The sequence below is a fragment of the Phenylobacterium sp. genome, from assembly GCF_013822795.1.
GTDB lineage: Bacteria > Pseudomonadota > Alphaproteobacteria > Caulobacterales > Caulobacteraceae > Phenylobacterium.
Genome location: NZ_PNLB01000004.1, coordinates 225,123 through 237,346, shown reverse-complemented (window position 1 = coordinate 237,346; position 12,224 = coordinate 225,123). Strand labels below are relative to the sequence as shown.

The window sequence follows — 12,224 nt, the reverse complement described above, 5'->3', positions numbered from 1 at the left end:
GTTCGACAACGCCGACGCCCAGGCCGTGATCTTCCACGCCGGGTTCGCCGAGACGCTGGCGCCGCTGCGCGCCAAGCTGCCGAGCGTGAAACGCTGGATTGCAGTGGCCGAGCCGGGCCACGCCGTCCCCGACTGGGCCGACGACTACGACCAGATCGTCGCCGTGGCCCCGGCCCAGCGGCCGTTCAAAGCGCCCTGGGGCCGCTCGCCCGACGACTTGCTGCTGCTCTATACCGGCGGCACCACCGGCATGCCCAAAGGCGTCATGTGGCGCCAGGACGACCTGTTCAACGTCATCGGGTCCGGCGGCCACCCGTTGAAGGGCCTGGCGCCGCTGGAGGCGGTCGGCGACCTCGACGCGCGGCTGGGAACCTATCCCTCGCCGACCACGCTGGTCTGCTGCCCGCTGATGCACGGCACCGGCCAGTTCTCGGCGTTCATCACGCTCAACATCGGCGGCGCGGTCGCCAGCCTGCCCTCCCGGCACTTCAACGCCATGGAGCTGTGGGACGAGGCGGTGCGGCTGGAGGCCGACAACATCGTCATCGTCGGCCTGGCCTTCTCGACCCCGATGCTGGAGGCGCTGGAGGCCAACCCCGGCCGCTGGGACCTGTCGAACGTCAAGGCGATGAGTTCGTCCGGTTCGATGTGGAGCCAGGAGAACAAGCGCGGCCTGCTCAGCCACGCGCGCAACGCCATGATCATGGACTCGTTCGGCTCCTCCGAAGCCGTCGGCCTCGGAGCCTCGGCCTCGGCGCCCGGCGCCGAAGCCGCCACCGCAGCGTTCATGCTCGGTCCCAACTGCGCGGTGTTCACCGAGGAGGGCCGCCGCGTCGAGCCAGGCTCGGGCGAGCGCGGCCTCGTCGCGGTCTCGGGCTTCCTGCCGGTCGGCTACTACAAGGACCCCGAAAAGAGCGCCAAGACCTTCAAGACCATGGAAGGCCAGCGCTGGAGCGTCCCGGGCGACTGGGCCGAGGTCAATCTCGACGGCACCCTGAAACTGCTCGGGCGCGGCAGCCAGTGCATCAACACCGGCGGCGAGAAGGTCTTCCCTGAAGAGGTTGAAGAGGCGTTGAAGACCCATCCGTCGATCCGCGACGCGGTGGTGGTCGGCGTGCCGGACCCGCGCTTCGGCGAGCGCATCTGCGCGGTGGTCGAGGCCGAGCCGAGCGCCGACCCGCCCAGCCTAGAGGACATGGCCGCCCACGTTCGCTCGCGCCTGGCCGCCTACAAGGCTCCGCGCGAACTGGTCGTGGTGCCGAGCATCGGTCGCGCGCCCAACGGCAAGGTCGACTACAAGGCCAGCCGCGAACGCGCCCTGGCGGCGTTGGGCGTGGGGGCCTAGCGCCCCCTTTCAGCGTCAGGCGTGCCTGGGCTCAGGGGAGACCTGGATCAGCAGCTTGCCGTCGTGGTCGCCGGTGAACAGCCGGCCGAGCGCGGTGACTGCATTCTCCAGGCCGTCGACGACGTGGACTTTCCACTTGAGCTGGCCGCCGGCCACCAGCGGCTCAAGCTCGGCCATCGCTTCGGCCGCGCGCGGCAGATAGTCGATGACGATGAAGCCCTTGATCAGGATGCGGTGCATCAGCACGCGCCCGAAATCGGTCGGGCCGGCGATCGCGCCCTCGCGGTTGTAGGTCGAGATCATCCCGCACAGCGGCATGCGGCTGAAATTGTTCATGTGGCCGATGACGGCGTCCATGACCTTGCCGCCGACGTTCTCGAAGTTGATATCGACGCCGTTCGGGGCCAGACGCGACAGGGCCTCTGCGACATCCTCGGACTTGTAGTCGATGGCTGCGTCGAACCCGAGGTCCTGAGTCAGCCAGCGGCACTTCTCCGCCCCGCCGGCGATGCCGATCACCCGGCAACCCTGCAGCTTGGCCAACTGTCCGACGATCGAGCCGACCGCGCCCGCTGCTGCTGACACCACCACGGTCTCGCCCGGCTGCGGCTTGCCGATGTCGTTGAGCCCGAAATAGGCGGTCAGCCCGGTCGCGCCGAGCACGCTCATGTGCGCGGTCAGCGGCACGTCGGTCAGGTGCGGCACCCGCCGCGCCATGCCCTCGTGCACCACAGCGTAGTCCTGCCAGCCGCCGAGGCCGGCGTTGACGATGGCGCCCTCCGGCAGCGCCGCATTGCGCGACTGCTCGACCACCCCGATCGCCCCGCCGCGCATCACCTCGCCGATCTGCACCGGCGGCAGATACTGGTCCTGGTCGCTCATCCAGATGCGGTGAGTGGGGTCGAGGGACAGGTAGATGTTGCGAACCAAGACCTCGCCGTCGTGCAGCTCCGGCGTCTCCGTCTCGACCAATTCCAGGTCTTCGGGAACGATCTCCCCGGCAGGGCGGCGACGCAGGATCCACTGACGGTTGATCGGCATGGAGGTCTCCTCGGAGGGCTGCGCCGATCATGGGCCGCGATACGCGGCGGAGTCGAGCGCCTAGAGCGGCTGCTCGCCACGTTTCAGCCGCCCGCTCAGCAGGCTCAGCAGGCCGAGCGCCGCCAGCGGCAGCGCCACCTGCGGACGCAGAAGCAGGCTGGCGTCGAGCGTCCGTCCTCCCAGGAAGGCCTGGCCCAGACCCGCGCCGAGATAACTGTAGATCAGCGAGTAGGGCACGGCGCCCACGACGGTGGCTGCGACATAGGCCCGGAACGGCGCACGCGCGCAGCCGGCCGCCAGGTTCACCAGGCCGAACGGACTGAGCGGCACCAGGCGCAGAGTCAGCAGGTAGCGGAAGGGGGCGCGGTCAAAACCGTCCATCAGTTTGCGGAACCGCCCGCTGGCCAGGAGCCGGCGGATGCTGTCGCCGGCCGCGAACCGAGCGGCCAGATAGGTCATGATCGCGCCGAGCGTCGATCCGACAATGGTCGCCAGCGCGCCGATCAGCGGGCCGAACAGGAAGCCGCCCGCCAGCATGAGCACGAGGCCGAGCGGCACGAATGCGCCGGTGGCCACGGCGTAGAGCCCGATAAACACCGCCAGCGCAGCCATCGGCGCGGCCGCGACCTCGTCGCGCAGCCGGACCTCATTGGCCTGGACGCTGTCAAAGGAGAGGGTGGCCAGGCCGCTGGCGTAGAGCGCCACCGCCGCGCCGATCAGCAGCACCGCCGGGACCCACCGTGCGACGATGCGCAGGCGGGTCAGGCGTCGATCTCGTTCGGTCTCGGTCATCCGGCCTGCGCCTTCGTCCCTGACGCGCATTCCCAGAAGAACGCGCGATCCTAGCCTAGGACTGATTTTGTGACCGGACCAAGACGGCTAGCTGCGCTGATCGTTGCCCTTCTTTTTCCACGGCGGCTTGCCGCCCTTGGGACCGGGCGAGCCGGGCGGGCCCTTGAACGCGGGCTTGCCGCCATCGCGCGGCGGCCCCTTGCTGAAGGGTTTGCCTTCACCAGGCGGGCCCTTGCGGTAGGGTTTGCCTTCACCAGGCGGCCCCTTGCGGAAGGGACGATCGCCACTCGGCGGTCCCTTGCGGTGCGGCCCGCCGCGCGGCGGCGAGGTCGGGCCGCCGGGCGGGCCCGAGGCTTCGATCTTAATCTCGTCGTTCGCAGTCGCCTTCACCGCGGCCGCGAACTTGCCCCCAGCTTCATTAGAAATCTCGAACTTCGTCTCGCGATCGAAGATGCGGATCGAGCCGATGTCCTTCTTGGTGACGTGGCCGAGGCGGCAGATCATCGGGATTAGCCACTTGGGGTCGGCGTTCTTGTCGCGACCGACAGTGATCCGGAACCAGGTGACGTCTTCCGGCGCCAGCCGCGGCGGACGGCCAACAGGACCGTCTTCGCGGTCGGACGGCTCCCAGCGATCGCCGCGCTGCGGACGCTCACGATCACGAGCCTGGGCGTCGCGCATCCGCGCGTCGTCATAGAGCTCTTCAGGGGCTGGCAGGCGCTGGCGGTAGAGCCGCATGAGGGCGGCGGCCACCTGTTCGGCGCTACGGGTCTCCAGCACCAAGCGCGCCAGGGCCAGGTCTTCCTCGGCCGGCGTTTCGGTGAGGATCGGGTCCTCGAGCATCCGGGCCTGATCCTTGGCCTTGATCTCGTCGGCGGTCGGCGGACCCTGCCATTGGACGTCCACGCCGGCCGAGGCCAGCAGCTGTTCGGCCTTGCGACGGCGGGTATAGGGCACCAACAGCACCGAGGTGCCCTTGCGACCGGCGCGGCCGGTGCGGCCCGAGCGGTGCAGCAGGGCCGGCTTGTTGATCGGCAGGTCGGCGTGGATCACCAGGCCAAGGTCGGGCAGGTCGAGACCGCGGGCGGCGACGTCGGTCGCCACGCAGACGCGGGCATGCCCGTCGCGCAGCGCCTGCAGCGCTTCGGAGCGCTCGCGCTGGCCAAGCTCACCCGACAGGCCGACGACTTGGAAGCCGCGCTCGCGCAGCGCCGCATGCATGTGGCGCACGCCGTCGCGGGTGTTGCAGAACACCAGCGCGCCGGGGGCCTCGAAGAAGCGCAGTACGTTGACGACGGCCAGCTCGACCTCGTTGGGCGCGACGCGGATCGCGCGGTATTCGATGTCCCCATGCGGTTCGTCGCGGCGCACGGTGTCGATGCGCAGGGCGTTGCGCTGATAGCGCTTGGCGAGGGCGGCGATATCCTTGGCGATGGTCGCCGAGAACAGCAGCGTGCGTCGATCGACCGGCGAGGAGTCGAGGATTTCTTCCAGATCCTCGCGGAAGCCCATGTCGAGCATCTCGTCGGCCTCGTCGAGGACGAGCACGCGCAGCGCGCCGAGATCGAGGTTGCCGCGCTCCAGATGGTCCTTCAGGCGGCCCGGCGTGCCGACCAGGATGTGGCAGCCGGCGGCCAGGGCGCGCTGCTCACGGCGCGGATCCATGCCGCCGACGCAGGTCTCGACCTTCGCCCCGGCCTGGCCATAGAGCCAGCTGAGTTCGCGGGCGACCTGCATGGCCAGCTCGCGGGTGGGGGCGATGGCCAGCGCCAGCGGCGGACCGGCCTGACCAAACCACTGCTCCTCGCCCAGCAAGGTCGGCCCGGCGGCCAGGCCGAAGGCGACGGTCTTGCCTGACCCGGTCTGGGCCGAAACCAGCAGGTCGCGGCCTTCGGCTTCCTCGGTCAGGACGGCCGCCTGGACGGGGGTGGGTTCTTCGTATCCCTGGCTCGCGAGCGCGCGCGCCAAGGCGGGATGGATGTTAGGGAAGGCCATGGTCGTCCTTGAAGGTTCGCGCCACACACAAAAAGAGCGCGGGCGCGCCTTAGAGGCCAAGCAGGCGTCTACGGCAAGCCTTACAACGCGGAATTCGTACCGCCGGGCGCAAGCGCCGCAGAAATAAACGTGCCAAGCTGGTCTGATCAAGGGAGATGATATGCCGAATTTCGACGTACAGATCGCAGCGGCCCTGGCCGTCACCGACGCCTTCATGGCCGCCTTCAACGCTCGCGACTTGGCGGCGTTCGAGCAGACCTTCAATTTCCCGAGCGTACGATTGGCCTCCAACACCCTGACGGTGATCGAGCCCGGCTATCATCAGCCGCAGATGTTCGAGAAGGGCCCGCTGTCGGACTGGGACCATTCGGCCTGGGAGCGGCGAGAGGTGATCCACGCCGGCCCTGACAAGGTTCACTTCGACACCCGCTTCACCCGCTACCGCAAGGATGGCAGCGTCATCGGCGGCTTCGACTCCATCTACGTGATCACCTGCGAGGACGGCCATTGGGGCGTAAAGGCGCGGTCGAGCTTCGCGCCCTGAGACTGGACTTTTGCGGCGGAACGGCCTCTGACCTCGCCGATGTCCACTTCCCTGAAGACCATCGCGGTCGTCGGCGGCGGCCCAGCAGGCCTGATCGCCGCCGAGACCCTAAGCGCGGCCGGCGCCAAGGTGACGCTCTACGAGCGCATGCCGACGCTCGGCCGCAAATTCCTGATGGCCGGTCGCGGGGGGCTCAACCTCACCCACTCTGAAGAGCTGGCGACATTCGTCGGACGCTACGGCGAAGCGGCCAGCTGGCTGAAGCCGATGATCGAGGCGTTCTCTCCAGCCGACCTTCAGGCCTGGGCGCAGGGCCTGGGACAGGAGACCTTCGTCGGCTCCAGCGGCCGGGTGTTCCCCAAGGCGCTCAAAGCCTCTCCCCTGCTGCGCGCCTGGCTGGCGCGCCTGTCCGCGCAAGGGGTCGAGCTGCGGCTGCGGCGCGAGTGGCGCGGCTGGGACGCCGCCGGCGGCCTGCTGTTCGCCGGCGCGGACGACGCGATCGAGACCGCGGTCCCCGACGCCACGATCCTGGCGCTCGGCGGCGCCAGCTGGCCGAAGCTCGGCTCGACGGGCGGGTGGGCCTCGCTGCTCGCGGACAGGGGCGTCGCCCTGGCGCCGTTTCAGAGCGCCAACAGCGGGTTCGATGTCGGCTGGAGCGCGATGTTCGCCGAGCGCTTCGCCGGCGAGCCGCTGAAGAACATCGCCCTGACGTTCGATGGCCGGACGGTGCGGGGCGAGGCGATGATCGCCGCCTATGGCATTGAGGGCGGCGCGATCTACGCCCTGTCGGCCAGTCTGCGTGAAGCGTTGGCTACAGACGGAGCCGTAACGCTGGAGGCCGATCTCACCCCAGATGTCAGCCGCGCCAAGCTCACCGATCGGCTGCATCGGGCGGCCGGCGGCCAGTCGACGACCAACCTCCTGCGTAAGGCGGCCGGACTGTCGCCGCTGGCGATCAATCTGCTGCGGGAGGCGCATGGCGTCGACCTGCCGCGCGAGCCGGGGGCCTTGGCGCGGGCGATCAAGACCGCTCCCTTGCGGTTGACCGGCATGCGGCCGCTGGACCGCGCGATCTCGTCCGCCGGAGGCGTCACACAGGCCGCCGTCGATGGCGATCTGATGCTGCGCGCTGTTCCCGGCGTCTACGTCGCAGGCGAGATGCTCGACTGGGAGGCCCCGACCGGCGGCTACCTGCTGCAGGCGTGCTTCGCTACCGGCGTCCACGCCGCGCGATCGATCCTTAAGGCTTAGCGCGCAGCCGATCGCTCAAGGTCGGGCGGGCCTTTTTCTTCGGCGCGGCGGGTTTGGCGCGCGGCGCGGGCAGCGCCGGCAATTGCTCTGCGCCCTCGGCCAGGAAACGGCCCGCCAGCATCATGTCGGCCTTCACGGCTCCGAAGTCGCCGGACTCCACCCAGGCCCGCACGGTCACTTCGACGAAGGCCTCGGACATCCCCGTCAGTTCGACCGCCGGAGCCGGGTCCTTGAGCACCAGGGGATTGGCCTCGGCGCGGGCCTTGAGGCCCTCCATCAGCGCCGGCACGTCGCGCTTCAGGTCGGTCTTGATCACCGCGTCGACGCGGCGGCGGCTGTGGTAGCTGGTGTTGACGATCACGTCGCCGAACACCTTGCCGTTGGGCAGGACGACCTTGAGGTTATCGGGGGTGGTCAGCTCGGTGACGAACAGGTCCAGCGTCCGCACCGTGCCGGTGCGCCCGGCCACCTCGATCACGTCGCCGACCCGATAGGGTCGGAACAGCAACAGCATCACGCCGGCTGCGACGTTGCTCAACGTGCCCTGCAGCGCCAGACCGACCGCCAGTGACGCCGCGCCCAGGACCGCCAGGATCGAGGTCGTCTGGACGCCGAGTTGCTGCAGCACCGCGATGATGCCGACGATCATCACCAAGTAGCGGGCCGCCGAGCCGGCGAAACCCTGCAACGTCACGTCGGGCGGTCCGCCGCCGTGCACCCGGGCGATCAGCCGCCGCACCAACCGCGCGGCCCAGCCCGCCGCCCACCAGGTGACGGTCAGGATGATGACGGCGACCACGAGGTTCACGGCCAGGTCGCCGGCCGCGTCCATGAACTTGTGGAAGACGTTCTCGTCGGAGCGAACCGTCTGATTCAAACGGGTGGCGATCTCGTGTTCAATTCCCTGCATGCCCACCGCTTAGCATCGACGCCCCCGCCAAGGCCAATCTGCGCCCAAACGCTAGGCCGCCTTCTGGAGTTCCTGCTTCACCCGTTCGGCCAGCGTCTTGATGTCGATCGGCTTGGGCAGGAACGAAACGTTTTCCTCGCCTTCCAGCAGGTTCGAGAACTCGGCCTCGGCATAGCCGGAGATGAACATCACCGGCGCGCCTGCCAGATAGGCGCGGGCGTGCTTCAGCAGATCCGGGCCCTGCATGCCCGGCATCACCACGTCCGAGATCATCAGGTCGATCTGTCCGGCGTGCTGCTCGGCCAGCTCCAGCGCTTCCTCGCCCGATCCGGCCTCGATCACCTCGTAGCCGCGAGCCCGCAGCAGCTTGGCGGCCACGGTGCGGACGGCGTCCTCGTCCTCGACGAACAGGATGCGGCCGGCGCCCGAGAGGTCGCGCGCCTTCGGCGGCGCTTTGTTGGCGGCCGGCGTCGGGGCCGGCGAAGCGGCCGTCGGGATGTGGACCGGCAGGAAGATCCTGAACGCCGCGCCTTCACCGGGTTTGGAGGCGACGCTGATCCAGCCGTCTGACTGCTTGACGATGCCGTAGACGGTGGCCAGGCCCAGGCCCGTCCCCTCGCCCACCGGCTTGGTGGTGAAGAACGGGTCGAAAATCTTGTCCATCACCTCGGGCGGGATGCCCGGACCATCGTCCGAGACCTCGATCAGCGCCTGGTCGCCCTTGGCGGCCGGATAGCCCTGCGCGGACGCCTCCTCCTGGGTCAGCCGGGCCAGGCGGATGCGGACCACGCCGCCGCCATGCGCGCGCACCGCGTCGCGCGCGTTGACCGCCAGGTTCATGACCGCGGTCTCGATCTGGCTGCGGTCGGCGCGCACGTGCGGCAGGTTGCGGCCGTACTCGGTCTCCAGTTTCACGTCCTCGTAGAGCACGCGCCGCAGCAGCACCTCGGACTCGCTGATCAGTTCGCCGAGATCGAGAGTCTCGCGCTGCACCGTCTGCTTGCGCGAAAAGGCCAGCAGCTTGCGGACCAGGTCGGCGGCGCGGGTCGAGGTCGAGCGAATCTCGTTCAGCCCCTCGTACGAGGGGTCGCCGACCGGGTGGCGCTGGGCCAGCACGTCGAGTTGGAAGAAGATCGCGGTCAGCAGGTTGTTGAAGTCATGGGCGACGCCGCCGGCCAGTTGGCCGATGGCCTGCATCTTCTGGCTCTGCGACAGCTGCAGCTCGATCTGCTTCTGCTCGGAGACGTCGACCAAGTAGGCCACCCAGCGGCCGTCGCTCTTGGACAGATAGAGGTGGGCGATTTTGGCCTGATCGTGCGCCAAACGCACCTCGAGCACGCCCACATGTCCTTCGGCCAGCTTCTGCGCAGCGTCGGCGCGGGAGGCCGCGTCGATCAGGTCGCCGAAGCGTGAACCGCTGGCGCCGCCGCCGGACAGGCCGGCCAGAGCCGGATTGGCCTCGATGATCGTCGCCTCGAACGGGTCGTCTCCGTCCAACAGCGCCGCGCCGAACGGCGAGGCGGCGGCGAAAGCGTCCAGCACCTTGGGCGGCGGCGGCTTGGCGGAGTTGAACGCCTGCAGCACCTCGGCCGCCGCCGACGGCAAGGCGAGCGGCGGAGCTTCGGCCAGGCGCACCAGGAAGCGACGCTCCCCCAACGGCGCGACGGTGGCCGAGTGCTCGGAGCCGTTGTTGCGGATCGAGGCCTGGGCCGTCTCGCCACGGCGCGCCGCAGTCAGGGCCGAGAACAGGCTGGCGGCCGACGAGCCGCCCTTGGGCAGGCGGGCCGCCGCGCCCAGCAGCGAACGCCACGCCGCATTGGCCGCGTGGATACGCCCATCGGCGGCGGCGATCGCGGCCGGCTCGGTCAGGGCGTCGACCATCTGGTCGGCGCCGGGCTCGCCGGCCACCGCAGGCTCAGCCGAGTTGCGCAGCGCAAACAGGCCCAGGCACGCCACCCCGAACAGGCCGATCAAGAGCATCACCCCGGCGCGGGTGGCCGGGCCGGCGTGGAAGGCCGGCACGGCCGCAAAGCCCACCGCGGCGAGAAAGCACAGCACCGCGAGCGCCGTCATCGGGTCGAAGCGGCGGGCCGCGCGGTCCTGCGTCTTGGGCTTGGCCATGCGACGGTCCCGGTTGAATTCGAGCGGGGAGGCCTGCGCCTCCGGCGAATCAGTCACGCAATGTTCTCATATTTCTCAGTGGTGGCGGGCCTTTGCGGCCACCCGGGCGCTGCTCTGCATGATGAAGCCGATCAGCTTGGCCACGGCTTCGTAGTGAGCGGGCGGAATGAAGTCGTCGAGTTCGACCGCCGCGTAGAGCGCGCGGGCCAGCGGCGGGTCCTCGATCACCGGCACGCCGTGCTCCTCGGCCAGGGCCCGGATCTTCAGCGCGACGGCGTCCATACCCTTGGCGACGCACTGCGGCGCGTTGGTCTCGCCGGCCTCGTAGCGCAGCGCCACGGCGTAGTGGGTCGGGTTCATGACCACCATGGTCGCGTTGGGCACCGCGGCCATCATCCGGCGGCGCGAGCGCTGGATGGCGATCTGCCGGCGCTTGGCCTTGAAGTGAGGATCGCCTTCCGCGTTCTTGAACTCTTCCTTCTGCTCTTCCTTGGTCATCCGCATGCGCTTGAGGAAGCGCTGACGCTGCCAAAACCAGTCGAACCCGGCGATCACCAGCATCAGACCGGCCGTGGCGAAGACCAGCTTCCGCAGGATCTCGACCATCAACGGCAGCATGGCGGCGGGGTCGAGGGCGGCCAGCTCCTTCAGCGGGTAGATGTACGGCTTCATCACCACCCAGCCGACCCAGCCGACCATGATGATCTTCACGATCGACTTGAAGAACTGCATCAGGCCGTCCGGCCCCAGCGTGCGCTTCAGGCCCGCCATCGGCGAGACCTTCTTCCAGTCGGGCTTGATCTTCTCGGGGCTGTAGAGAAGTCCGGTCTGCACGATGTTGCCGGCCGCGCCCATGATCGCCGCCACCACCATCACCCCAAGCAGGATCGGCGCGGCGGCGCGGGCTGCGTGGCGGGCGACGTCGATGGCGCCGTGCCCTTCCAGGCTGATGCTCTCGGGCCGTGAGATGAAAGGCAGCAACTCGGCCGCCAGGTTGCGTGACATCCAGCCGCCGGCGATGGCGATCACCGCCGCGGCCCCGGCGAACGAGGCCAGCGTCGCCAGGTCGGGGGTCTTGGCGACATCGCCCTTCTCGCGCGCCTTGGCGAGTTTCTGGGGTGTCGCCTCTTCTGTCTTGGAGGCTGCGTCCTGTTCGTCGGCCATGACCTAGCCGAGGAACAGCGAGACGAGCTCGCGATAGCGGTTGAGCCAGACCATGCCGATCACGCCCAGGCTAAGCGCAAAAATCGACAGGCCCAGCAGCACGATCAGCGGGGTGACGACGAAGAACACCTGGAACTGCGGCATCACCCGCCCGACCAGGCCGGCGGCGACGTTGAAGATCACCGAGAACACCACCACCGGCGCGGCCAGCTGCAGGCCAAGCCGGAACGAGCCGGCCACCGTCTGCACGGCCAGCTGGGTGCTGTCGGCGATCGCCAGCTCGCGGGTGAACGGAAACACCGCGTACGAGTGCACGATCGCGGCCAGGAACATGTGGTGCAGGTCGGTCGCCATGATCAGGGTCACCCCGATCAGCATCAGGAAGGTGCCGAGCGTCGTCGACGGCGTCGCTTGGCCGGGCGCGGCCGTCTGGGCGAAGGACAGCGTCGTCTGGATCGAGATGATTTCCCCTGCGGTCGACAGCGACGACAAGAACAGCTTGAGGATCGTGCCGATTATCAGCCCGATCAGCAGCTCCTTGATCACCGCGCCGGCCACGCCCGACACCTCGCCCGGCACCGGCAGGCCCTTGGCCACGATGGGCATCAGCATCAGCGCCATCAGGAAGGCGAACGACAGGCGGATGCGCGGCGGCACGCTGGTGTCGCCGAAGCCGGGCAGCAGCATGATGATCGCGCCCACCCGGGCGAAGATCAGCCCGGCGGCGTAGACCTGATTGGCGGCGGCGAAGCTTTCCATGCGGGCGGCCGGGCGGCCGCTACATCGCCGCGATGCGGGCGGCGATCTGGCGCATGAAGCCGCTCATCAGCGCGCCCATCAGCGGCAGGAACAGCAGCAGCGACAGGAAGATCGCCACGATCTTCGGCGCGTAGACCAGGGTCGCTTCCTGGATCTGGGTCAGGGCCTGCATCAGGCCGACGCCGACCCCGACCACCAGCCCGACGATCAGCACGGGCGCGCAGAGCTGAATGGTGAGCCAGATGGCGTCGCGACCGACGTCCAGAACTTCGGCGCCGCTCATCAGTAGGCCTCTTGGGTAC

At 69.0% G+C, this 12,224-nt stretch carries 11 protein-coding genes; 3 read left to right on the top strand and 8 right to left on the bottom strand.

Annotation, left to right across the window (positions count from 1 at the left end):
• The coding region (locus C0481_RS05600; RefSeq protein WP_293401511.1) for an AMP-binding protein at positions 1-1,345 on the top strand (1,345 nt) is incomplete at its 5' end.
• A gap of 15 nt (positions 1,346-1,360) precedes the next feature.
• On the opposite strand, the gene C0481_RS05595 is transcribed toward C0481_RS05600, so the two are convergent.
• The 3 genes from C0481_RS05595 to C0481_RS05585 form a co-directional block, all read right to left on the bottom strand.
• The gene (locus tag C0481_RS05595; RefSeq protein ID WP_293401509.1) at positions 1,361-2,386 is read right to left on the bottom strand and encodes an NADP-dependent oxidoreductase; all 1,026 of its coding nucleotides are present in this window, start codon (positions 2,384-2,386) and stop codon (positions 1,361-1,363) included.
• Positions 2,387-2,446: 60 nt separating this feature from the next.
• On the bottom strand, positions 2,447-3,178 hold the full coding sequence (locus tag C0481_RS05590; RefSeq protein WP_293401507.1) for a TVP38/TMEM64 family protein: 732 nt from the start codon (positions 3,176-3,178) through the stop codon (positions 2,447-2,449).
• Between the two features lie 87 nt (positions 3,179-3,265).
• Positions 3,266-5,173, bottom strand: coding sequence for a DEAD/DEAH box helicase (locus C0481_RS05585; RefSeq protein WP_293401505.1), 1,908 nt, complete (start codon positions 5,171-5,173; stop codon positions 3,266-3,268).
• A gap of 160 nt (positions 5,174-5,333) precedes the next feature.
• On the opposite strand from C0481_RS05585, the gene C0481_RS05580 reads away from it, so the two are divergent.
• Both C0481_RS05580 and C0481_RS05575 read left to right on the top strand, forming a co-directional pair.
• Positions 5,334-5,717 carry a hypothetical protein gene (locus C0481_RS05580; RefSeq protein WP_293401503.1) on the top strand — a complete coding sequence of 128 codons (384 nt, stop codon included), beginning with the start codon at positions 5,334-5,336 and terminating at the stop codon, positions 5,715-5,717.
• A gap of 39 nt (positions 5,718-5,756) precedes the next feature.
• Positions 5,757-6,968 carry a TIGR03862 family flavoprotein gene (locus tag C0481_RS05575; RefSeq protein WP_293401501.1) on the top strand — a complete coding sequence of 404 codons (1,212 nt, stop codon included), beginning with the start codon at positions 5,757-5,759 and terminating at the stop codon, positions 6,966-6,968.
• Here C0481_RS05575 and C0481_RS05570 read toward each other — a convergent pair.
• The 5 genes from C0481_RS05570 to fliQ all read right to left on the bottom strand — a co-directional run bounded on the left by C0481_RS05570 (position 6,958) and on the right by fliQ (position 12,208).
• Positions 6,958-7,878: a mechanosensitive ion channel domain-containing protein gene (locus C0481_RS05570; RefSeq protein WP_293401499.1), complete on the bottom strand. Its 921-nt coding sequence runs from the start codon at positions 7,876-7,878 to the stop codon at positions 6,958-6,960. The two genes, C0481_RS05575 and C0481_RS05570, sit on opposite strands and share 11 nt — an antisense overlap.
• 51 nt (positions 7,879-7,929) lie before the next feature.
• Positions 7,930-9,999, bottom strand: coding sequence for a cell cycle histidine kinase CckA (cckA, locus tag C0481_RS05565; protein ID WP_293401497.1), 2,070 nt, complete (start codon positions 9,997-9,999; stop codon positions 7,930-7,932).
• 75 nt (positions 10,000-10,074) lie between these two features.
• Positions 10,075-11,163: a flagellar biosynthesis protein FlhB gene (gene flhB, locus C0481_RS05560; RefSeq protein ID WP_293401495.1), complete on the bottom strand. Its 1,089-nt coding sequence runs from the start codon at positions 11,161-11,163 to the stop codon at positions 10,075-10,077.
• Positions 11,164-11,166: 3 nt separating this feature from the next.
• Positions 11,167-11,922, bottom strand: coding sequence for a flagellar biosynthetic protein FliR (gene fliR / locus C0481_RS05555; RefSeq protein WP_293401493.1), 756 nt, complete (start codon positions 11,920-11,922; stop codon positions 11,167-11,169).
• Between the two features lie 19 nt (positions 11,923-11,941).
• Positions 11,942-12,208 carry a flagellar biosynthesis protein FliQ gene (fliQ, locus tag C0481_RS05550; protein ID WP_293401519.1) on the bottom strand — a complete coding sequence of 89 codons (267 nt, stop codon included), beginning with the start codon at positions 12,206-12,208 and terminating at the stop codon, positions 11,942-11,944.
• Positions 12,209-12,224 lie beyond the last annotated feature (16 nt).